The sequence below is a fragment of the Sphingomonas sp. FG14 genome, assembly GCF_057809675.1.
In genome coordinates this window covers 220,117-242,794 of the sequence record NZ_JBMDKK010000003.1, presented here as the reverse complement: position 1 = coordinate 242,794, position 22,678 = coordinate 220,117, and the positions used below count along the sequence as shown (strand labels likewise).

Sequence of the window (22,678 nt, the reverse complement as noted above, 5' to 3'; positions counted from 1 at the left end):
GCATGACCATGGATGCGCCGATCCGGATCGACAGCCGTGTCCGCTTCGGCGACTGCGATCCCGCCGGCATCGTCTTCACACCGCGCTATGGCGGTTTCGTCTTCGATGCGGCCGAGGTGTGGCTGGAACAGGTGATGGGGCTTTCGATCCACCAGCAGCTCAACGAGGGCGAGATCGGCACGCCGGTGCGTTCACTGACCACCGATTTGCACAAGTCTCTGCGCCCCGGCGAGCATTTCTCGAGCACCGTCTATGTCGAGGCAATCGGGCGAACGAGCTTCCGTCTATTGGTGATCGGTCGGCGTGGGGACGATGCACTGTCGTTCGTCGGACGAATGACCTGCGTCACCACCGATGCGTCGCACCGGTCAGCGATTCCGCTCAGCGATCATTATCAGGAGCGGTTGAGCGGTTATCGCGCGGCCTGCGGCGAGCTTCCGCCGATCGCCTGACCAGTCGCGCCGCGACTTCAGGCGAAGATGATGCCGATCATGTCGACGACACAGGCGGGCTTGGCCTGACCATCGATTTCAATCGAAACCGACGTCGTGACCCGCGCCCCCGCGCCATGCGGCTCGATCGCCGTCAGGCTGCAATGCGCGCGGATACGGTCACCAGCGCGCACCGGCGAGACAAAACGCAACCGATCGGATCCGTAATTCACGCCGGCCCTGGCCTGGAGCCAGGGCGCATCGGCGACCATCGCGGGAATCAGCGACAGGATCAGCAGGCCATGCGCCACCGTCTCGCCAAACGGGCCCTCGGTGCGTGCGCGATCGACATCGACATGGATCCACTGGCGATCGCCGGAAAGATCGGCATAGGCCTGGATCATCGGCTGATCGATCGTCAGCCACGCACTAGGCCCCCAGTTCTCGCCGATCCGGGCGCCAAGGCGTTCGACGATGCCGTTCATCACAGGATCTCGAACAGGCCCGCCGCCCCCATGCCACCGCCGACGCACATGGTGACGACGCCCCATTTCGCATTGCGGCGGCGGCCCTCGATCAGCACGTGGCCGGCCATGCGCGCGCCCGACATGCCGAAGGGATGACCGAGCGCGATCGCACCGCCATTCACGTTGAGCTTCGCGGGGTCGATACCGAGCCGATCCTGGCAATACAGAACCTGGACGGCGAAAGCCTCGTTCAACTCCCACAAATCGATATCGTCGACAGTGAGCCCGTGCCGCGCGAGCAGCTTTGGCACCGCGAAGACCGGCCCGATCCCCATCTCGTCCGGCTCGCAGCCGGCAACGGCGAAACCGCGGAACAGGCCGAGTGGCGCGAGGCCACGCCGGGCGGCCTCGTCGGCGCGCATCAGCACCAGCGCCGCGGCGCCATCGGACAATTGGCTCGCATTGCCGGCGGTCACCGTGCCGTCGGTCATGACGGGCTGGAGCGCGGCGAGCTGATCGGCCCCGGTCGGTCTCGGGCCTTCGTCGCTGGCCAAGGTCACCTGCTCATGCCGGGTTTCACCGGTTTGCCGATCGGTGACGAGCCTGGTCGCCGCGATCGGCACGATCTCGTCGTCGAACGCGCCTGCCGCCTGAGCGGCGGCAGTGCGCCGCTGACTTTCGAGACCGAAGGCATCGCAGCGATCGCGCCCGATCGCATAACGGCGCGACACCACCTCGGCGGTTTCGATCATCGGCATGAACAGGCCGGGATGCGTCCGCGTGAGTTCCTCGTCAGCCAGACGATGCTGGTTGATATGCTGCAGGGTCAGGCTGACGGTTTCCAGGCCGCCAGCGACCGCGACATTCAACCCCTCGAAACCGATCTGGTGCGCGGCGGTCGCGACCGCCTGCAACCCCGAGGAGCAGAAGCGATTGACCGTCTGCCCGGGCACCGACACCGGCAGCCCCGCCTTCAGCAACGACATACGGGCGATGTTCATGCCCTGCGCGCCTTCAGGGCTGCCATTGCCGATCACGACATCCTCGACCTCCGCCGGATCGACGCCGGCACGCGCCACGGCATGGCGAATGGCGTGCGCGCCGAGCGCCGCGCCATGCGTATCGTTGAGCGCGCCCCGAAACGCCTTTCCAATCGGGGTCCGCGCGACCGAGACAATGGCTACTTCATGCATGAGGATGCCCGTCTTTCCTTCAGTAATTGACGCGCAACCGCACGCCGTAGGTGCGCGGAGCGCCATAGGTGACGAAGCGATCGCCCAGGAACGGGATGTTGCTGGTGCGGTACAGCTTGTCGGTCAGGTTCTTGCCCCAAAGCTCGGCGGTGATGCGCCCGTCGGCGAAACGCGCGCCGACCGCGCCGCTCAACAGCCCATAGCCCTGCTGGGTATTCACCGCGTCGTTCGCCGGATCGAAGAAGAACTTGTCCTGCCAACGATATTCGGCGCGCGCGAACGCGGACGCGGTGTCGCTGACGGGCAGTTCGACCTCGCCGCCGATATTATAGGTGTTCTTGGGCGCATAGACCATGTCGTTGCCCGAGCGATCCTTGCCGGTATTATCGGTCAGCCGCACATATTTGGCGTCCAGATAGCCATAGCTGCCCCACAGGGTGAGCCATGATGTCGGCTTCGCGTTCAGATCGAGCTCGATGCCGCGCGCGCGCGCCGCGCCCGCATTGGTGATGCGGATGATCGGCAACGGATCTTCCGGGCGCTGCGCGTTCTGGCGAACCTGGAGATCGTCATAATCGGTGTGGTGCGCGGAAAGCGCGAAGGTCAGCTTGTTGCCGAACAGCCGTCCCTTGATACCGATCTCGTAGCTCCTGGCGTGTTCCGGATCGAACGGGATCGACGCGGCGAGACCGGTCGGCGCCTGCCCCTGGAAACCGCCGGATTTGAAGCCCTGCGCATAGCTGGCATAGAGGTTGAGCGCGGGGCTCAACTCATAGGTCAGCGCGACGCGCGGGGTGAAACCACCCCAGCTTCCCTTCGCCGCGATGTCATATTCCTCGGTCGGCGGGGCCGCGATGATGCTGTCGGTATCGGCGATCGAACGGACCTGGGTTTCGATGTCCTTGGTCTCGTGCGTATAGCGGATGCCGGCGGTCAGACCCAGCCGTTCGGTGATCTTGACGGTGGTCGATGCGAAGGCGCCCAGGCTCTCCGTGGTCGCGAGCTGGTAGGAACCGCTGATCCCGGTCAGCCCGCCCAGCGAGGGCACGCGTGATCCGATCACCGAGATGAGATCGGCGATCTCGGTGCGGTCGACATTCTCGTGCAGATAATAGAGGCCGACAATCGCGGTCACGCGATCGTTCAGGAACGGATCGGTGGCGAAGCGGACTTCCTGGCTGAACTGCTTGGCGCTTTCCTGCTCGATGTTGAGCGTGTCGAGCACCGGATAGGGCGGCGAACCGATGCCGGTGAAGGCATCGCCCAGATTGACCTTGCTGGTGCGATAGGCGGTGAGCGAGGTGAGCGTGCCGAGTTCGTTGCGCCAGTCGATGCGACCCAGCGTGCCGAAGATCCGGCGCTTCTGATAAGTCACGCGCGGCGATTCCGATTCACGCGGATCATCCGACGTCTGGACGGCGGTGACGCTGCCGAAGGGCGGCGTCGTGAACGGCCCTTCGCCCTTGCGCGACTGGCCATTGTCCGAATGATTGCTGTAATCGGCGGCGATCAGCACATCGATGTCGGGCGTCGGCGTCCACAGGACCTGTCCGCGCACCGCGACGAGATCGAGATCCTCGAGATCGCGGTTCAGGCGGATATTGCGCGCGAAGCCGTCGCGCGAACGGCGGACGCCCGAAAAGGATACGGCGAGATTATCGCTGACCGGGCCGGTCACATAACCGCGCAGATCGAGCGCATTATAGTTGCCGTATGAAATCTCGGCCGCGGCATCCATGCTGCGCGACGGGCGCCGGCTGATGACGTTGATCAGGCCGCCGACGACATTCTTTCCGTACAATGTGCCCTGGGGACCACGCAGCACCTCGATCCGATCGACATCGAGAAATTCGAAGGCCTGCCCCGACCCGCGCGCGATATAGACGTCGTCCATGAACACGGCGACACTGTTGTCCTGCGCCGCGCCGTCATCAGTGGATCCGCTGCCGCGAATGAACAGGCGCGGCTGCGCGACGTTGAAGGCGGTCATGGTGAAACCGGGGGTGCGCCCCGCAATTTCGTCCACACCGCGAATGGCGCCGTCCTGGATCGACTGGCTGGTGAGCGCGGTGATCGAGATCGGCACGTCCTGAAGCGATTCCGCGCGGCGCTGCGCCGTCACGACGATTTCGGCGACGCCGACATCCGAGGACTGGGCTTCAGCATCCTGCGGCGCTTCCGCGCTCTGCGCGGACGCCATTTGCGGCAGGGCGGCCGCCCATAGCAGCGCTCCAGCCGCGACGCCGAGTTTCAGACGCGAAGACATCATCCTGATTTCCTTACCTTCCATGATCCTTCCCCTCTATTTGCTTTTATTTTCTGTCCTCATCCGCGCGATCAGCGCCTGCGCGGCCGGCGATCTCAATGCGGCGACGGCGCCATCGACCGTCAGCGCCTGGCGTTCGTCGGGCGGCGCCCGGTCGAGGCGCCGCAGCAATGTCTTGGTTTCGGCAACAGCGCCCTCGGGCATGCCAGCAAGGCGCGCGGCAAGCGCCCGTCCGGCTTCCGGCAACTCCGGCGCGGGCACCACGGCCCGCACCAGCCCGGCCCGATATGCGGCGTCGGCGTCACGACGATCAGCCAGCGCAAGCCAGTCGAATGCAGCGCGCGGTCCCAGGACGCGCAGCATATCCTGCGCAACGACGGCGGGAACCAGTCCGATCGCGGCCTCGGGCAAGTGGAACGTGGCATCGGCGGCGGCGATGGCGAAATCACAATTGGCGACGAGCGACATGCCGAATCCGGCAACCGGCCCGTTGGCGAGCGCGATGGTGGGCAGAGCGGCATCGCGCAGCCGCGTCAGAGCGCGCGCATTGGCGTCGAACATTGCCGCGAGCGACGCTTCGTCGATCGCCCCCATCGCCAGAATATCGTCCAGATCCCATCCCGCGCAGAAACTCGCGCCCGCGCCTGTCAGGATCAAAGCCTGGATCGTTTCATCCGCCTCAGCACGATCGATCGCCGCGACCAGCGCGGCGACCAGCGCCCGATCCGCGGCGTTGCGCCGCTCGGGCCGGTCGAGCGTGAGCACGACCACCCGGCCTTCGACCTGATAACGGATCGGGGAAGCGTCCGGCATCGCGTCAGACCCGCGCGGTCGCCGCCTGCTTCACCGGTTCCTGCGCATCGCGGAACACCGGCGCCACCTCTTCCGCGAACCGGTGCATGGCATCCAGCGCCGCGCCGCGCTCCAGAGTCGGGATGCGGAACCAGCAGATATAGTGCGTGACCCCCAGCTCCTCCTGGAGCACCGCCAGCGTATCGATCACCTGCTGGGTGGAGCCGAAATTGCCACCATGGGTCAGCGTCTGCTCGACGCTCAGCAGGTCGATCCCCTGCTTCACCTTCTCATAATAGGCCTGTTCCTTGGCATCGACGGGAACCAGGCCCTTTTGCTGGCCGGGAATGACGTTGCCGACCATCCGGTAATAGCGCAGCGCCGCCTCGGCCGCCTCGCGCTTGCCGGCTTCGGTCGGGCCCGCCCATACCTGCTGCATATAAGGGCGCTCGAACGCCGATGGGTCATGGCCGCCTTCGAGCAACCCCTTGGTGTAGAGATCGAAGTTGCGCTTCATCAGCGACAATGGCGTGAAGTTCGGGCTGGTGATGATCCGCTCACCCAGCCGGCCCCATTTTTCGAAGGATTCAGGCGACACCGACGCATGCAGGATCGGCAGTTCGCCGTTCAACGGCTTCGGATGGACGGTCATATCCGCATATTGGAAATGCTTGCCGGCGTACGACCAATTGTCCTCAGTCCAGGCCTTGCGCAGGATATCGACGGTTTCCGCATAGATTTCGCCCGAATCCTTGGGATCGATATGGAAACCGGCGAATTCACGCGGCTGATAGCCACGGCCGCAACCCATCATGAAGCGACCGCCCGACAGCAGATCGAGAAGCGCCGCATCCTCGGCAAGGCGAAGCGGGTTGTAGAAAGGGATCACCATCACGGCGGTGCCGATCGTGATCCGCTTGGTCGCCATCGCGACCGCCGTACCGAACTGAAGCGGATTGCCCAGGATTCCGTAGCCGGAGAAATGATGCTCGGCGAACCAGAAGGAGTCGTATCCGAGCCGATCCGCCAGGATCGCCTCCTCCATCGTCTCGTCGATCACGTCCCGCTCGCTTTGTCCTTCCGTCAGCGGGAAGAGATTCATGATTCCGAACTTCATGGGCTGTCCCTGATTTCTAAATCCGACCGGTTGGTATTAACTCGTCGATCGCAGCGTTGCAATACATTCCGACCGGTTTGATTCTCGTTTTTCGATTAAATTCCGGTAGCCTCGAACCACCGGACGCGACACATCAGCCGGCGAGCAACGCTGCGCCGATCCTGCGATTGAGTTCAGCCGCCCGTCCCCAACTCGCGTCGATGGAAAAGGCGCGCTTCAGATAAAGATGCGGATCGGCTTCGCGCGTGATCCCCATGCCGCCATGCGTCTGCACGCATGCCTCGCAAGCGAAGATCGCGGCGTCGCCAGCCGCCGCCTTCGCCATGTGCGCGGACCGCACCGCGAGTTCAGGCGCATCGCCCAGCGCCCATGCAGCATGCAGCGTCAGCGACCAGGCGGCCTCGATATCGGCGGTGGCCTGGGCGAGCCGGTGGCCGATCGCCTGATAGGATCCAATCGGCTTGCCGAACTGCTCGCGCGTGCGGGCATAGTCGCTGGCAAGGCGGATCGCGCCCCTGCCCACTCCGCAAGCCTCCGCCGCGAGCAATACCTGGATGCGCGAAAGGCCGTGGCGCGAGTCGATTCCTTCGGCGATCACCGCGCCCCGCATCGCCCGCCCGGCGCGGCGGGCGGGATCGAGCGCACGCACCGGAGTCCACTCCGCGACTTCCGAAAGGATCCAGCGATCGCCACCATATTCCACCATCAGCGCGGCGGAGCGGTCGGGCCCGACGCCCGTCGCATCGACCAGGGCGGCGGTCCGCCCATCGCCAAGCAACTCACCCGCCAGCCCGGCGCCGAGCAGGGCGTGAACCGCGTGGAAATGGCCGGGAAAGGCGCCGGGTTCAGCCCCTTCCCCGAGCGCGTGGACGAGCAGTGCGGCCTCGACCGCACTTCCGCCCGCACCACCTTCGGCTTCGGGCACGCCTAGCCCACTCCAGCCCGCGATCAGTTCGGCAGTCGGGCCATCGACCGTTTCGGCGCCGTCGAGCAGCGCGCGCGAACGCGTCAGTCCGCCCTTCGCCAATCGCGCAGCGGTTTCCGCGACGAGTTCCTGATCCTGTGTCAGCAAAGCCTGCATGAATGCCTCTATCGCGAGCGCGGAAGGCCGAGCACACGCTCGGCGATGATGGATTTCTGCACCTCGTCGGTGCCGCCTTCGATCGAATGCGCCCGCGCGCGCAGGTAGCGATCGGTCCACCAGCCGCCCTCGAGGCCGAGATCGTCGAGCGAACCCGCCAGCCCTTCCTGGATGGCAAGCCGGGTGATGTCCTGGATCACGCGCGCCCAGACGAGCTTGACCGACGAACTCTCCGCGCCGGGTTCGCGCTCGGCGGCCAGCGCCGACATGATCCGCACGCCCGAGACGCGCAGCGATTCGACATCGCTCGCCAGCTTGCCGAGCCTGGCGCGGAGCAATTCGTCATCGGCGCGGCCGCTGTCGCGGATTGCCACGACCAGACGATCGAGCACCTGCTGCGCCATCACCTGGAGCATCAGCGCGGCGCCCGAGCGTTCGAAGGTCAGCACCGTCGTCGCGACCAGCCAGCCACCATTGACCGCGCCCAGACGCGCATGATCGGGAACAAGGACATCCTCGATCCGCATCTCGTTGAATTCACTGTCGCCGTTGATCATCGTGATCGGGCTGATCTCGAAATTCGCCGTATCGGCCAGAAGGCAGGTGATGCCGCGATGCTTGGGTGCCTGGGTATCGGTGCGCGTCAGCAGGATGCATTTCTGCGCACGGTGCGCCCAGGAGGTCCAGATCTTGCGCCCGTTGACACGCCAGCCGTCCCCTTCCGGCACCGCGCGGGTTGCGAGTCCGGCAAGATCCGATCCCGCACCCGGCTCCGAAAAGCCCTGGCACCAGACTTCCTCGCCCGACAGGATGCGCGGCAGATAGCGCTCTTTTTGCGCGTCCGTGCCGTGGACCATGATCGTGGGGCCGACCAGATTGACGCCGATCACGTTGATCGGGATCGGCGCGTCGCGCTTCACCGCTTCCTCGTTGAAGATCGCGTCGTGCACATGGCCGAGTCCGCGCCCGCCATAGGCCTCGGGCCAGGAAATGCCGGCCCAGCCATCGGCATGCAATTTCGCCTGCCAGGCGATGCTCTGCTCTTCGCGAGCCTTGCCATCGGCGGCATGGGCGAACCCGCGCAGCGCCTCGTCGAGCCACACGGCGGCCTCGGCGCGGAAGCGCGCCTGTTCGGGCGTATCGCGGAAATCCATTATTGCTTCCCTTCGCGTCCGCTCAGTGCGGCGAGCATCACTTCGAGTTCGTCGGCGCCGCTCTTCGGAACGATGAATCCGTCAAGATCGAGGATGCGGCCCATCTGTTCGCCGATCTCCTCCGGGCTCGCCACGCCGTCGCCGGGCTTCGTCCAGCCGGGCGTCAGTCCCAGAAAAACGCTGGCATAGCGCCCGCCGCCCGCCGAGAAGATCTGGTTGCCCGCGGTGCAGGCGGGCGAGCACAGCCATGTCACCAGCGGCGCGACATGCGCGGGATCGAGCTTATCGGCCAGCGGCCCCAGCAGATCCTCGGTCATCCGCGTCCGGGCGCTGGGCGCCACGGTGTTGACCAGAATGCCCGCGCGTTCGCCCTCGGCGGAAAGCACGCGCATCAGCCCCACCAGCCCCATCTTCGCGGCGGCATAGTTGCTCTGCCCGAAGGTGCCGAACAGGCCCGACGACGATGCGGTGAGCACGATGCGCCCATAGCCGGCCTGGCGCATCTGCGTCACCGCCGGAATCAGCGTCCAGAACGCCGCCTTCAGATGCACGTCAAGCACGGCCTCGACATCGTCGGACGCCAGCTTGACGAGAGTCCGGTCGCGAAGAATGCCGGCATTGTGCACGACGACCTCGAGACGACCGCTATGCGACAGCGCGGCATCGATCATCGCCCCTGCCTGATCGGGATCGGTGATGTCATGGGTGGAGGGCTGGGCCGAACCACCCGCCGCCACGATTTCCGCCACCACCTGGTCGGCGGGGCCAGCCGCCGCGCCGCTGCCATCGGTGGCGGCACCGATATCGTTCACCACGACATGCGCGCCACGCTCGGCCAGCAGCATGGCATGGGCGCGGCCAAGCCCCCGCCCCGCCCCGGTCACCAGCGCGACCTGGCCATCGAGTCTGACCGCCGTCACAGCGCACGCTCCAGCGCTGCCCAATAAGTGTCTCGCAGCGCCTTTTTCTGAAGCTTGCCGTTGGGATCGCGCGGCAGGCTTTCGACGAAATCCACCGAACGCGGCACGCTGATGCGCGACAAGCCGTCGCGGCAATGCGCGATCAGCGCATCGGCCATCGCCTGATCCGCCGACCAGCCGGGATTGAGCATCACCACCGCCTTCACTTCCTCGCCGAATTCCGCATTGGGCGCGCCGACGACGCCGCAATCACCCACCGCCGGATGGTTGAGCAGACAGGCCTCGATCGCCGCCGGATAGATGTTGACGCCGCCCGAGATGATGATTTCCGCGTCGCGGCCCGAAAGGAACAGATAGCCGTCCTCATCGACGTAGCCATGATCGCCGACATGGATGAACCGACCCCGCGTGTTCTTCGCGGTCTTTTCCGGATCCTTGTAGTAGGAGAAATCCTGATCGCCCTGGCGCATCCAGATGTGGCCAACCTGATTGGGGGCGAGTTCATTGCCGTCGTCGTCGAGGATCTTCAGTTCCGAGATCGAGAAGGGTTTCCCGACCGTTCCGGGTTTCTTCAACCATTCCTTCGACGAGACCGCGGTACCGCCGACTTCGGACGATCCGTAATATTCGTCGATCACCGGTCCCCACCATTCGATCATCCGCCGCTTCTCGTCCACCGGCGTCGGCACCGCGCCGTGGAGGACATGGGTGAGCGACGAGACGTCGGCCGCCGCGCGCACCGCGTCGGGCAATTGCAGCAACCGGTGGAAATGCGTGGCGACCATATGGCTGCTCGTCACACGGTCGCGCGCGATCCGTTCCAGGCAGGCCTCGGGCGTCCAGCGCTCCATCATCTCGACCGACTGGCCGAGATGGAGCGCCGCCGTGGAAACCGAATGCACCGCCGAATGATACATGGGAGAGGTGACGAGATGGACGCCGACCCCCGGCTCCATGCCGAAATTGCGCAGCAGCCAGCTCATCGCGCCGATCAGTTCGTCGGCGCCGCGCTTTTCGAGCGGCCGGCGCACCCCCTTGGGCCGCCCGGTGGTGCCGGACGTATATTGCATCACCTGCCCGGCGGGATGGCCGAGCGGACGATCGCCCGATACGCCAGCACGCAGCGCGTCCATGGTCTCGAACCCCTCCGCCCGGCCGACGGAGAAGCGCATGTCCTTCGGGAATCCCTTGTCGTCGAGCGCGGCGGTCGCGACCGCGGCGAATTCGGGATCGACAAAGACCGCCTTCGCTTCGGAATTCTCGACGATATAGCCGATATCGTCGGCGGTGCCGTGATGATTGATCGGCACGTAATACCAGCCGCAATTGAGCGCGGCGAGGAACAGCTCGATACATTCGGACCGGTTGCGCAGCACCGTGGCGACCGCGTCGCCCGGCTTCAGGCCGCGCACCAGCAGCGCGTTCGCGGTACGGTGCGCGCGGTCCGCGAGTTCACCGAAACCGACCTTCCGCCCGTCGACCTCGCCAACCGCGATCCGATCCGGCTCATGCTTCGCCCAGTCCCAGAAATTGACGTGGCTCACAGGCTCGCCCTCGGATTGGCCGCACGGAAAGCCGCGATCTCTTCCTTGGTCGGCAAGGCGACCAGTTCGACGAGCACACCGTCCGGATCGATGAAGATCGCGACACGGATCGTGCCGTAATTCTCCAGCACCGCATCGGCGGGTTCGGCCTGGACCGGCGTGCCGGCTGCTACGCCCCGCTCCCAGATCTCGTCGAGTTCGTCGCGGCTCACCTCGAAGGAAAGCAGGAAGACGCCGGGATCGCCGGGCCGCTTCGGCCCGGTGTCGGTGCGCCCATGACCACGCCATTCGATGAGTTCCAGCTGACCGATCTTGGTCGGCCCCTGGAAATAGACGCTATGCCCGGTCGCCCCTTCGGGCAACCCCATCACCCGGATCGTGCGAGGATCCCGGATCGGCATCTCCAGCGTCCGCCTGAGCCCCATGACGCCACCGTAAAAGGCTTCGGACGCCTTCATGTCGCGCACGGTGAGCGCGATGTGGTGGATCTCGCGTGCGGCGGCGCTCATGCGTCCACCGTTTCGAGCTGCGGCCGCACCTTCTCCGCGAACAGCGTCAGGCAGCGCTGCGCCTCCGAGAACGGCATTCCGCCCCAGAAGGAGCGGAAGACGAAATGGTTGAAGCCATGCGCGGCGATGCCACGGATCTTGGCGACGATCTCGTCCGGGCTACCCACGAGCAGCGAATTGTCGATCAGTTCCTGCCAGCGCGAATTGAACCAGTCGAGCGCTTCATATTGGCCATAGGCGGCATATTCGCGGCGCAGATATTCAACCGCCAGTTCACGGGCGCGATCGCCGTCCTCGTCGATGAACATCTCTTTCAGGATCGGCCGTTCGATGCCGTCGACCGGCTTGCCGGCGGCGACAAGCGCGTCGTTGTAGATGCCGACATGCTTGGGCAGATAATCGGGGCTCGGCGAATTGCCAGGCGTCAGCCACGCGTCGCCCAGGCGCGCCGCGCGCGCGACGGGCACGCGCGCGCCCGCGCCCACCCAGATCTTCGGGCCGCCCGGCTGAACGGGCGCGACGCCGATCCGCTTGTTCTCGATCGCGAAATGCTCGCCCGAATAGCTCACCGCCTCGTCGGTCCACAGCGCACGGATCAGTTCGATCCCCTCGCGCAGCCGGCCGCCGCGATCATCCATCGAAATACCGAAGCTGTCGAATTCCTCCTGGCGATAGCCTGCGCCGACACCGAGCACGATCCGCCCGCCCGAAAGCTGGTCGAGCGTCGCGAATTCCTCGGCGATATGGACCGGATGGTAAAGGGGCAGGATCAGGATCCCCGATCCCAGCATCATGTCGCCCGAATGATCGATCAGCCGCGCCATCATCGAGATCGTCTGGGGCGTCTGGAGATTGCCCAGGAAGTGATTGATCGCGAACACCGAATCATAACCCAAGTCGCGCGCGCCCTGGACATATTCGATCAGCTCGCCGATCGAACGCCCGAGATCGGCGTCGCGCGGGAACTGATGCGAGGCGAGGATGCCGAATTTCATGTGCTGGACTCCGATTTCTTGCCGCGCCCACCCATACGGAAAAAGGGCGCCACTGCCGCATCGCGATCGCGCAACGCCTGGCCAAGCCCCTTGTCGCGGCGTTCCTTCAGGAAATTCCAGTCATTCTCGTCAAGGCCGAGATTGGTGGCCCAGCCATGCGCGACCCAGGCGCCGATCTCGCCGACGGACGCGCCGCGCGCATTCAGCGCGAGCTGCATCATCGACTTGCCGATCATGATGCCGTCGAGCGGCATGAACGAGATCGCCTCCGCGTAATCGGCCACCCATTGATCGAGCTCGTCGCGCGGCACCACCTTGTTGACGAAACCGCATTTCTCGCCTTCGTCGGCCAGCAGTGGCCGCATGGTCAGCATGATCTCCTTGGCCTTCTTGACCCCGAGATTCTCGATCCACTGCACCACATCCTGCGGCCCCGCGCCCAGATAGCGGAATGCGGGATGGGTGAAGGTCGCCTCCGGCGAACAGATGACGATGTCGGCGGCGAGCGCGATCTGCATATGGCCGCCATAGCAATAGCCGTGGACCTGGCAGATCGTCGCCTTCAGGCAATTGGAAATGCGGCTGTTGAACGCGCCGAACAACAGGTTGCGATCGGGCAGCATCCGCGTGCGCTGCGGCGGGCGGCGACGCCCTTCCTTGCCCTCTCCCGAACCATAGCCGATATAGAATCCAAGCTCGTCACCGTCCGCGCCGGTTCCGAAACAGGGGCCTTCGCCCTTGAAGACGATCACCTTCACCCGGTCGTCGGCCTCGGCCTCCTTCACCAGATCGCCGACCACCTCGAATGCAGCGACCGGAATCGCGTTGAGCTTGTCCGGGCGATCGAAGATGATGGTGGCGACGCGTCGCTCGGCATCGACCTCGTAGCGGACGAAGCTTTCGAGCGTCGCGCGATCTGTGGTCATGCGTTCCGCCGTCCAGTGCTCCTGGAGCAGGTCGACCTCGGTTTTCTTGGGCATCGAATCAGGGCTCCTTCAATTCAACGGGCCGCCAGCGCGGCGCGATCGATCTTTCCGGTGGGCGTGCGCGGCAAGGCCGCGACGAATTCGACGGCGCGTATCGCCTTGTAATGGGCCAGCCGCTCGCGAACATGCGCGATCAGCATCGCGCGCTCGACCTCGCCGACGGCATCCAGGCCGGCGCGCGGCACCACGATCGCCTTGGGAATCTGGCCAAGCCGGGGGTCATCGGCACCGACTACCGCGACGTCCGCGACGATCGGGCTGGTGCGCAGCGCATCCTCGACCTCGGCCGGGAAGACCTGAAAGCCGCCGCATTTGATCAGTTCGCGTTTGCGGCCCGAAAGATAGAGGACGCCGTCCGCATCGATACGGCCCAGATCGCCCGACAGCACCCAGCCATCGACATGGATCGCATCGCCCGACGATTCATCACCGGCATAACCCTTGGTCAGATCGGTGCGCACGCAGATCTCGCCGACGTCGCCGGATGCGACCGGTCGGCCATCATCACCGCGCACCTCGACCTCGACACCCGCATAGACGCGGCCGACCGAACCCGGCCGCCATCGCCCCTCGCGAACGTCACGCGCGGTCCAGCCCGCGACATGGCCCACCTCGGTCGATCCGTAATTGCTGAGCAATGGAATATTGAAGCGCCGCTCGAACGCGGCTCGGGTTTCGGGATCGACCGCGCCGCCAGCGACCAGCACCGAGCGAACCGGGCTCAAATCCACCGTCGCGGCGGCATAGGCCAGATCATAGACCATCGTCGGCAGCAGGAACAGATTGTCGATCGCGTGCGCGGCGACGGCTGCGTGCACCGCTTCGGGCGAAAAACGCTCAACCAGCGCGACCGATCGGCCGACATGAAAGGAGAAAAGCAGCGCCTGCTGGCCACCGCTGTGGAACAGCGGCAGCAAGACCAGATTGGGCGAAACCGCATCCGGCGCGATCTCATAGGGTGGCGGCCGGTTCTTGGAGGCAGCCGCGAGCTTGCCCATCGTCGCGAGCGTGCCGCCATGTGTGGCGATCACCGCCTTGGGCGTGCCCGTGGTTCCGCCAGTGAACAGGATCGACGATTCATGGTCCACCGGCAGATCGACCGGTTCGATCGGCGCCCCGTCGTGAGAGGCACCATCCAGCGCGCTCAGCATGATCATGGCGATCGCACGGCCATCGACGGCGGCGCGTGCATCGGAGAGATCGTCGCCGACGATCGCCAGGCGGGGCGCGGTCTTGTCGAGCGCGCCGACCAGATCATCGGGGCCATAGAGCGGACTGACCAGCACGGGCACAGCCCCGATCGCCCAGCACGCATAAAGCGCGATCACGCTTTCGGATCGATTTTTCAGCACCAGCGCGACGCGATCGCCCGCGCGGATTCCGTTCTCCGCGATCGCACCGGCCCAGGCAGAGATCGCCGCGCCCAAAGCGGCATAGCTCCAGCGCCGATCCTCGAACGCCAACGCCTGGCGCCCGGGGGCTTCGCGCATCCGCCGGAACAGATCGTCCGCCAGGTTCATTGCCTCTCCCACTATGCTCGTCGCCACCGGCAAAGTTAATACCGGTCGGTCGGAACTTTCTGGCGCGTCGTCTGCGATGGGTCAAGAGGGTGACGGAAAAAAGCGCCACTACGGTTCCGGATGTGCCGATTTCCGGCGCCTGGAAGAAACAGATTGCATGCACCGCCGCCACTGACTAGCCATACATTCATTCCGGTCGGAATGAAGGAGGGATTGATGACGCAGAAGCGAATCGCGGTGCTGGGCGGAACCGGCGCGCTTGGATCTGGTCTGGCTCGCCGTCTCGCGATCGCGGGCTGGCATGTGATCATCGGATCACGCGATTCGACCCGCGCGCAGGAAGCGGCGGCTTCATTGGCCCCGCTCGGTTCTGTCGAGGGCATGACGCATGCGGACGCGGCGAAGGCCGCCGAGCTCGCGATCCTCACCGTACCCTTTTCGAACCAGACCGAGGTGATCCGTGACGTCGCGCCGCATCTTTCGGGCAAGATCCTGATCGACGCGACGGTTCCGCTTCAGCCACCCAAGGTGTCGATGGTGCAATTGCCCGCCGAAGGATCCGCGGCCGCACGTGCCGCCACCGCCGCCGGGCCTGACGTCCGGCTGGTCTCCGCCTTCCAGAATGTCGGCGCGCAATGGCTCCAGCAGGACGGAGATATCGACTGCGACGTGCTCGTCACCGGCGACGACGCCGATGCGAGAGAAGCCGCGATCGGCATCGCGCGGGATTGCGGGCTGCGCGCCTGGCATGCCGGCCCGCTCGCCAATTCGGTCGCGGCGGAAGCGCTGACCTCATTGCTCATCTTCATGAACCGCACCTACAAGTCCGGGCATGCCGGCCTTCGCATCACGGGAATCGACACGCATGGCTGAGACGGATCGGGTGTCGATCGTGATCCTCTGCAAGCCTCTCGCGCTTGCCAAACAGCGCCTTGCTCCGCGCTTCGCGCCGGTTGAACGCGCGGCGTTGGCGGAAGCCATGCTGCGAGACGTGGTCACGGCCGCTGTCGATGCGCGGTCGGCCGCTGAAGTGACCGTGCAAAGCAGCGATCGCGAAGTCGGTCGGATCGCGCGCGAGATGGGTGCGGATTGGCGACCTGAAGCGGCTGATCAGGGACTCAACACCGCCGCCGCTTACGCATTGGAACATGCACGCCAACACGGCGATCGCCGGCTGATACTGCTCCCCGCCGATCTGCCGTACGCGCGTGGGACGGACATCGACCGGCTGGCCCGGCTCGGACCCGCCGCCGGGGTTCGCGCCCGTGACGGCGGCACCAACGCGCTGCTGCTCGCCCCCTCGAAACCCTTCGATTTCCATTATGGGCCGGGTAGCTTCGCGGATCATATGGCGGAGGCCATGCGGAACGGATCGCCATTGCGCTGCCTGTTCGGCAGCCGCCTGATCGACGATATCGACACGCCAGCGGCCGTCGGACGCCTGGTCCACGCTCGACCGGGCATGGCAACCGCCGCTTTCCTTGCCGGCCGAACGATTTTGACGGAGCGCGTGGCATGACCCAGCCCCCTCAGTTTCCACTCGACGATCTCGACGCGTTGACAGCCGCGGCCAGCGCCAGGCGCGATGCGGTGCGCGGGCGGCTGGTCACCTATTCGCGCAAGGTCTTCATTCCGTTGACCAGCCTGTGCCGCGACGTCTGCCATTATTGCACATTCGCCAAGGCACCGCGCGACATCGCCTCCCCCTATCTGTCGCTCGACGATGTGAAGGCGATCGCGCGTGCAGGCGCGCAAGCCGGGTGCAAGGAAGCGTTGTTCACGCTCGGCGACAAGCCCGAACTCCGCTACCGCGCGGCGCGCGAGGCGCTCGACGCGCTGGGGTACGCGACCACCGCCGAATATCTGGCGATGGCGGCACGGGCGGTACTCGAAGAGACCGGGCTGCTTCCGCATCTGAATCCCGGCATCCTCGACCGTGACGAACTCGCGGCGCTTCGCACGGTCTCCGCGTCGATGGGGATCATGATCGAGTCGACGTCACGGCGATTGCTGGAACGCGGCGGGCCACATTTCGGATCGCCCGACAAGGATCCCGATGTGCGGCTGCGCATGATCGACGCGGCCGGATCGCTTGGCATTCCCTTCACCACCGGGCTGTTGATCGGCATCGGCGAAACCCGAGCCGAACGTATCGAGACGATCGAGGCGATCGCGGGCATGCATGCCCGTCACGGCCATATCCAGGAGGTGATCGTCCAGAATTTTCGCGCCAAGCCGGGAACGCGGATGGCGGACGCGGCGGAACCCGATATCGACGAGTTGCGCTGGACGATCGCGGCCGCCCGCCTGATGCTGCCCGACGACATCTCCATCCAGGCGCCGCCCAATCTGTCGCCGGGGCAACTGTCCGTGATCGTCGATGCCGGCATCGACGATTGGGGCGGCGTTTCCCCGGTCACGCCCGATCACGTCAATCCGGAAGCCGCATGGCCCGAACTGGCGCGGCTGGAACGGGAGACCGCGGATGCGGGCAAGCTGCTGGTCGAGCGCCTGACCATCTATCCGCGCTTCGCCCAAGTGCTCGATCGCTGGGCCGATCCCGCGCTGGCGCCCAGGATCCGTGAACTTGCCGACGGATCCGGGCTCGCGCGCGACGATCATGGCTGGCGCACGGGCGTCAGCCCGTCTCCGCCCGCGCCCAGGCTTTCGCCGTCGGGCATCGGCAGCGCGGTCTCCGCGATCCTGCGCCGCGCCGAAGCACAGACGCCGCTCACCGCGGACGAGATCGCCACCCTGTTCGCCGCGCGCGGCGGCGCGGTGGACGAGATTTGCGCGGCGGCCGATCGGATGCGGACGCTGCAGTCCGGCACCACGGTCAGCTACGTCGTCACGCGCAACATCAACTATACCAATATCTGCAGCCATGCCTGCGCCTTCTGCGCCTTTTCGAAAGGGCGCGGCGCGGATTCGCTGCGCGGCAAACCCTATGATCTCGATCTTGCCGAAGTGGCGCGGCGCGTGCGCGAAGCGCGAGATCGCGGCGCGGTCGAGGTCTGCATGCAGGGTGGCATCCATCCCGCCTATGACGGGTCCACCTATCTCTCGCTGTTGCGCACCGCGAAGGACGCGGCACCCGACATTCACGTCCACGCCTTTTCTCCACTCGAAGTGGCGCACGGCGCGACGACTCTGGGCCTGACGCTCGATCGATTCCTGGGCCAGTTGCGCGACAGCGGGCTGGGCAGCCTGCCGGGCACGGCGGCCGAGGTGCTCGACGAGGAAGTCCGCGCGATCCTGTGTCCTGACAAGGTTTCGACCGACGAGTGGATCGACGTGATGACGCAGGCGCATCGCCTGGGCGTCCGCACCACCGCGACCATCATGTTCGGCCATGTCGACACCTATCGCCACTGGGCGCGTCACCTGATCGCGGTGCGCGACCTGCAGATGCGAACGGGCGGTTTCACCGAATTCGTGCCGCTGCCCTTCGTCGCCGAACAGGCGCCGATCTATCGCCAGGGCAAGGCGCGTCCGGGGCCGACCTGGCGGGAAGCATTGTTGATGCACGCAGTCGCGCGTCTCACGCTCGGACCTTGGATCCCCAATATCCAGGCATCCTGGGTCAAGCTGGGCGCCGAGGGCGCGCGGCGATGCCTGGATGCCGGCGTCAACGATCTCGGCGGCACGCTGATGAACGAGAGCATCACACGCGCCGCCGGTGCATCGCACGGTGAGGAAATGAGCCCCGAACGCATGGAGACGATGATCGCCGCCGCTGGCCGCCCTCATCGCCAGCGCACGACGCTTTACGCCGATGCGCCGCGTGACCGGACCGAATTGTCGCGATCGGCGCGCGCACTCGCCGATGCCATCCTGACGCCACCGAAGCGCAAACACGCGCGCGTCTGAAACGGGGCTCGGCCGGTTTGTCCCGGCCGGCGCCCCGTCACGGCGCGCTATGCCTTGAGCGCCGGAATCACCTCTTCACCCATCAGGCGGATCGCGGCCGTCGCATCCTCATGCGGCATACCCGCCCATTGGACGCGGGCGAGCAGGTGGGTGAGGCCCAGCCGCTCGGTCAGGCTACGCATCTTCGCCGTCACGCGTTCCGGATCACCGACGATCGCGAACCGATCGAGCAGATCGTCGATCGAGGCGTCCTGCGCCGCCTGCCATTGCTTATATTGCTGATATTGGCGCGCCATGTGCTCGCGCGCGATTTCCCGCGCACGTTCGTTGGTCGATGCCACGACGACTTCACGCATCAAGGGATAGGCGCGATCGACGCTCTTGCCGGCCTCGGCGAGAAATGCCCGATATTGATCGAAGCGGGCGGCTTGCTCATCCTCGTCGCCGTCGGGCGGGGCGAGCCACGAACAGTCGAGCCGCGCGGCGCGCTTGAGGCCGATCTCACCGAACGCACCCATCCAGATATCGGGCGATTGCCCGACGGGCCGGCCGCGCAGATGCACCTTCGCCCGGTCGAGCGTGCCGAAGGGAAATTCCCCGCCGACCTCCTCCCCCGCCAGCAATCGCCGGAGGATCGACGTGTTGAGCTCGAGACGCTTGAAGCGATCGGCATAAGGCACGCCCAGCGCATCATATTCGCGCGCGCGATAACCGCTGCCGACGCCGATGATCAGCCGCCCGCCCGATAGTGCGTCGATCGTCGCCAAATCCTCGGCGAGGGCAAGCGGATTTGCGAGCGGCGCGAGATGGACGCCCAGCCCCAGCTCGACCCGGCTCGTCTGCGCGGCAAGGTAGCCGAGCAACGGTAGCGGCTGCATGAACGCCGAATGCGCCAGATAATGATGTCCCAGGAACAGAGCGTCGAAACCGTAACGCTCGGCATCCCGCGCCTGCGCGGCGACATGCTCCACCCCCTGACGAATGTCGCTCGCAGGATCGAATTGCGCCGTCAGGAAGAGACCGAGCTTCACCATCGCAACCTCGCTTCACCAGAAAATACCGTCCGGTCGGTATTAACGATCATCCCGCATAATTCAAGCAGCCAGCGTATCGATCGGCATGCCGTCCGCTATCGAAGCGCGCGAAGCGCCGCCGAACCCTCGATACAGTCGCGACCATCGGCACCGCTGCGCACGGGCGCCCGATACGGCGGTACGCTGACCGCCACGCCGATCCGACGCGGCCGGAAGATATCAGGTCCATAGCCCGCGCAACGGGCGAACAGATCGAGCATCTGTGGCGGCGTGTCATAGGCTTCGTAAGAGAGGCGGAAAGTGCCCCAATGGATGGGCAGGCCGAACGACGCGCCCAGTGCGGAAAACACATCCACCGCCTCGCGCGGGCCGATATGGCTGCCCGTCTTCATCTGGCCGGGTTCGAAACGGAAAGCGCCGATCGGCAGGATCGCGAAGCGAACCGGGCCGAGCTTCGCCGCCTCGCCCGGCCATTTCATGTCACCCGGCCCGGTATCGCCGGCGAAGAAGACATTGCCGCCCGGCAAGGTGACGGTGAAGCTGGACCAGAGCGCACGATTGCGATCGGTGCCCCAGCGGCTGCCCCAATGATGGTTGCGCGTCACCACGACATCGATGCCGGGCTTCAATGTCAACCGCCCGCCCCAGTCGAGCGCGGTCGCCTCGGCGCCGGCGCCGCGGATCAGCGTGTCGTTGCCCAGGCTCGTCACGATCCTCGGCCGGTCGCGGTCCCAGAGCCGCTTCAGCGTCGAGAGGTCCATATGATCGTAATGATTGTGGCTGACGACGATCAGGTCGATCTTCGGCAGATCCTGAAAGCGGATGCCGGGCTGCGCGATACGCCTTGGGCCGATCCGGTCGAACGGCCCCGCGACATCGGCCCAGATCGGATCGGTCAGGATGTTGAGCCCCTGCGTCTGGACAAGCACCGTGGCATGGCCCACCCAGGTCGCGACCATCGCGTCGCCCTCCACTCGCGCCGCCGGCTTCGTCTGCGCCACCGCGATTCCGAGCGGCCAGGCGGGGCGATCGTCGTTCCCGAACACCCAGCGGAACAGGAAACCGCTGCGGCCACCGCCCGTGGGCGGACGGACGGTGTCCTCGCCATCGGGATTGAGGAAGCGTGCGCCGTCGAAATGATCGCTCACCGGCCCGCGATAATAGACGCGATCGAGGAAAGGCGGCGCGATCGTAATCACGAGACACGCCGCGATGGCGGCGAACCATAGGATCGTGACCAACGCCTTGAGCAGCCTCACGCTTCGCATAATGTCTCCGGATGCCGTGCCGGCTGACGCATAGAGCGGTTCCGGGACGGATGGAATCACCCGCCGGCTCGGAAATCATGGCAAACAGCAGCCTGAGCCCAACGGCATCGAACCGCAGCCACTTCAATCGGTTGACAGGCAACCATATGGTTGCCTAACTGCATCGATGACCGATATTTTCCGTGCGTTGGCCGACGAAAGCCGGCGCGAGCTTCTCGATCGACTCTTCGCCCATAATGGCCAGACGCTCAGTGCTCTCTACACCGATCTGACGATGTCGCGCCAGGCGGTTTCGAAACATCTTGCCGTGCTGGAAGCGGCCAACCTCGTCGCGGTCCGTCGGCGCGGGCGCGAGAAGCTCCATTACCTCAACCCGGTGCCGCTCGCGCAGATCGTCCGGCGCTGGATCGGCAAGTTCGGCGACGTCCGGCTGCAGACGCTGCTGGATGTCGCGCAAGAGCAAAAGCCGGAACGACGGCGCAAACATGCAGTTCAGTCCGACAGCAGCAGCCCTGGTAACCCATAGGGCGCGGATGAATCCTCGGGCCAACCAGCCCGGCCGAAATCGGTGATCGCCATCCGCGGCATCGTCACAGCATCGATCCGCCAAGCGCCAGCATCACGCCCAGCACCACCAGCGCGAGCCCGGCGACTTCGCTGGCGCGCAGCCGCTCGCGCAGATAGAAATGCGCGAACCCCAAGGTGAAGACCATCTCCACCTGGCCGACGATCCGGACGAGCGCGACCGGCGCGGTGGCGAACCCCGTGAACCAGCACGCGGATCCGATCGCGGACAGCAGGCCGACCTGCCCGGAGACCCGCCAGCTCGAAAACACCGCGCGCACCTGGCTGCGTTCGCGCCAGAACAGCCAGCCGCCCTGCATGAGCGTCTGAAGCGTGATCGTCACGGCCAGCGCCAGCAACGCGGACCTGACGGGATCGGCGGTCCCGATCTCCACGGTCGAGCGGCGCACCGCGACGGCGGTGAGCGCGAAGAACAGGCCGGAGGCGATGCCATAGCGCGCGGCGGGCTGGCCGAGCGCACGCAGCAGTTCGCCCGGCGCCATCCTTTTGCCCCCGGTGGAGAGGATCATCACCCCGATCACGCCCGAGACGATCCCGGCCCAGGCGAGCAAGCTCAGGCGCTCGCCGAGCAGAACCAGCGACAGCAACGCCCCCTGTACCGCCTCGGTCTTCGAATAGGCTGTGCCGACGATGAAATTGCGCTGTTCGAACGCCATCAACAGCAAGTTGGTCGCCACGATCTGCGCCAGCCCCGCCGCCGCGCAGAGCGGCAGGAACATCGCCCCGATGTCGGGCAAGGCAGCGGGTGCGACGACGAACTGATAGGCCGCCCACAAGGCCAGCGCGAAAGGCAGGCCGTAAAGATAGCGGACGAGCCCGGCGGCGTTCACCGACAGGGACTGGCTCACGCGGCGCTGCACCGCCGTCCGCCAGGCCTGGAGCACGCCGCCGATCAATGTGGCGGGCAGCCAGATCGGGGATGTGATCATGCTTTACGCAACGGCGG

21 protein-coding genes are annotated in these 22,678 nt (G+C 65.7%); 5 read left to right on the top strand and 16 right to left on the bottom strand.

The annotated features are described in order from the left end of the window. The first annotated feature begins 2 nt into the window (after positions 1 to 2). Positions 3 to 452, top strand: coding sequence for an acyl-CoA thioesterase (locus tag ACODTA_RS13485; protein ID WP_489066422.1), 450 nt, complete (start codon positions 3 to 5; stop codon positions 450 to 452). A 17-nt stretch (positions 453 to 469) separates the two neighbouring features. Here ACODTA_RS13485 and ACODTA_RS13480 read toward each other — a convergent pair whose 3' ends face one another. The 13 genes from ACODTA_RS13480 to ACODTA_RS13420 all read right to left on the bottom strand — a co-directional run bounded on the left by ACODTA_RS13480 (position 470) and on the right by ACODTA_RS13420 (position 14,975). Further along, positions 470 to 916 carry a MaoC family dehydratase gene (locus ACODTA_RS13480; RefSeq protein ID WP_489066421.1) on the bottom strand — a complete coding sequence of 149 codons (447 nt, stop codon included), beginning with the start codon at positions 914 to 916 and terminating at the stop codon, positions 470 to 472. Beyond that, a complete protein-coding gene (locus ACODTA_RS13475; protein WP_489066420.1) occupies positions 916 to 2,091 on the bottom strand; it encodes an acetyl-CoA C-acyltransferase in 1,176 nt (391 codons plus the stop codon). The genes ACODTA_RS13480 and ACODTA_RS13475 overlap by 1 nt, the downstream gene beginning before the upstream one ends. Before the next feature lie 19 nt (positions 2,092 to 2,110). After that, complete coding sequence (locus ACODTA_RS13470; RefSeq protein ID WP_489066419.1) at positions 2,111 to 4,360, bottom strand: TonB-dependent receptor; 2,250 nt, start codon at positions 4,358 to 4,360, stop codon at positions 2,111 to 2,113. 33 nt (positions 4,361 to 4,393) lie between these two features. Continuing rightward, complete coding sequence (locus ACODTA_RS13465; protein ID WP_489066418.1) at positions 4,394 to 5,170, bottom strand: enoyl-CoA hydratase/isomerase family protein; 777 nt, start codon at positions 5,168 to 5,170, stop codon at positions 4,394 to 4,396. Positions 5,171 to 5,174: 4 nt separating this feature from the next. Further along, on the bottom strand, positions 5,175 to 6,266 hold the full coding sequence (locus ACODTA_RS13460; RefSeq protein ID WP_489066417.1) for an LLM class flavin-dependent oxidoreductase: 1,092 nt from the start codon (positions 6,264 to 6,266) through the stop codon (positions 5,175 to 5,177). Positions 6,267 to 6,399: 133 nt separating this feature from the next. Further along, a complete protein-coding gene (locus ACODTA_RS13455) occupies positions 6,400 to 7,347 on the bottom strand; it encodes an acyl-CoA dehydrogenase family protein (RefSeq protein WP_489066416.1) in 948 nt (315 codons plus the stop codon). Positions 7,348 to 7,355: 8 nt separating this feature from the next. Further along, on the bottom strand, positions 7,356 to 8,501 hold the full coding sequence (locus ACODTA_RS13450; RefSeq protein WP_489066415.1) for an acyl-CoA dehydrogenase family protein: 1,146 nt from the start codon (positions 8,499 to 8,501) through the stop codon (positions 7,356 to 7,358). Further along, entirely contained in the window at positions 8,501 to 9,421 is a 921-nt protein-coding gene (locus ACODTA_RS13445; protein WP_489066414.1) for an SDR family NAD(P)-dependent oxidoreductase, read from the bottom strand. Before ACODTA_RS13445 ends, ACODTA_RS13450 begins: the two co-directional genes overlap by 1 nt. Next, entirely contained in the window at positions 9,418 to 10,965 is a 1,548-nt protein-coding gene (locus ACODTA_RS13440; RefSeq protein WP_489066413.1) for an AMP-binding protein, read from the bottom strand. Before ACODTA_RS13440 ends, ACODTA_RS13445 begins: the two co-directional genes overlap by 4 nt. Continuing rightward, positions 10,962 to 11,474: a VOC family protein gene (locus ACODTA_RS13435; protein ID WP_489066412.1), complete on the bottom strand. Its 513-nt coding sequence runs from the start codon at positions 11,472 to 11,474 to the stop codon at positions 10,962 to 10,964. Before ACODTA_RS13435 ends, ACODTA_RS13440 begins: the two co-directional genes overlap by 4 nt. Then, on the bottom strand, positions 11,471 to 12,469 hold the full coding sequence (locus ACODTA_RS13430) for an LLM class flavin-dependent oxidoreductase (RefSeq protein ID WP_489066411.1): 999 nt from the start codon (positions 12,467 to 12,469) through the stop codon (positions 11,471 to 11,473). Before ACODTA_RS13430 ends, ACODTA_RS13435 begins: the two co-directional genes overlap by 4 nt. Then, complete coding sequence (locus tag ACODTA_RS13425; RefSeq protein WP_489066410.1) at positions 12,466 to 13,449, bottom strand: enoyl-CoA hydratase/isomerase family protein; 984 nt, start codon at positions 13,447 to 13,449, stop codon at positions 12,466 to 12,468. Before ACODTA_RS13425 ends, ACODTA_RS13430 begins: the two co-directional genes overlap by 4 nt. 20 nt (positions 13,450 to 13,469) lie before the next feature. Next, positions 13,470 to 14,975 carry a class I adenylate-forming enzyme family protein gene (locus ACODTA_RS13420; protein ID WP_489066409.1) on the bottom strand — a complete coding sequence of 502 codons (1,506 nt, stop codon included), beginning with the start codon at positions 14,973 to 14,975 and terminating at the stop codon, positions 13,470 to 13,472. A gap of 216 nt (positions 14,976 to 15,191) precedes the next feature. Between ACODTA_RS13420 and npdG the strand changes: the two genes are divergently transcribed. From npdG to cofH, 3 genes are read left to right on the top strand one after another with little or no spacing between them, the layout of a single operon-like run. Then, positions 15,192 to 15,848, top strand: a complete 657-nt coding sequence (gene npdG / locus ACODTA_RS13415) for an NADPH-dependent F420 reductase (protein WP_489066408.1) — start codon at positions 15,192 to 15,194, stop codon at positions 15,846 to 15,848. Further along, positions 15,841 to 16,494 carry a 2-phospho-L-lactate guanylyltransferase gene (gene cofC / locus ACODTA_RS13410; protein WP_489066407.1) on the top strand — a complete coding sequence of 218 codons (654 nt, stop codon included), beginning with the start codon at positions 15,841 to 15,843 and terminating at the stop codon, positions 16,492 to 16,494. Before npdG ends, cofC begins: the two co-directional genes overlap by 8 nt. Beyond that, positions 16,491 to 18,845: a 5-amino-6-(D-ribitylamino)uracil--L-tyrosine 4-hydroxyphenyl transferase CofH gene (cofH, locus tag ACODTA_RS13405; protein WP_489066406.1), complete on the top strand. Its 2,355-nt coding sequence runs from the start codon at positions 16,491 to 16,493 to the stop codon at positions 18,843 to 18,845. Before cofC ends, cofH begins: the two co-directional genes overlap by 4 nt. A gap of 47 nt (positions 18,846 to 18,892) precedes the next feature. Here cofH and ACODTA_RS13400 read toward each other — a convergent pair whose 3' ends face one another. Then, positions 18,893 to 19,879: an LLM class flavin-dependent oxidoreductase gene (locus ACODTA_RS13400; protein WP_489066405.1), complete on the bottom strand. Its 987-nt coding sequence runs from the start codon at positions 19,877 to 19,879 to the stop codon at positions 18,893 to 18,895. A 95-nt stretch (positions 19,880 to 19,974) separates the two neighbouring features. Next, a complete protein-coding gene (locus ACODTA_RS13395; protein WP_489066404.1) occupies positions 19,975 to 21,147 on the bottom strand; it encodes an MBL fold metallo-hydrolase in 1,173 nt (390 codons plus the stop codon). 166 nt (positions 21,148 to 21,313) lie between these two features. On the opposite strand from ACODTA_RS13395, the gene ACODTA_RS13390 reads away from it, so the two are divergent. After that, complete coding sequence (locus tag ACODTA_RS13390; protein ID WP_489066403.1) at positions 21,314 to 21,673, top strand: ArsR/SmtB family transcription factor; 360 nt, start codon at positions 21,314 to 21,316, stop codon at positions 21,671 to 21,673. A gap of 64 nt (positions 21,674 to 21,737) precedes the next feature. Here the strand turns inward: ACODTA_RS13390 and ACODTA_RS13385 are convergent, their stop codons facing one another. Beyond that, on the bottom strand, positions 21,738 to 22,661 hold the full coding sequence (locus ACODTA_RS13385; protein WP_489066402.1) for a DMT family transporter: 924 nt from the start codon (positions 22,659 to 22,661) through the stop codon (positions 21,738 to 21,740). Positions 22,662 to 22,678: the final 17 nt, after the last annotated feature.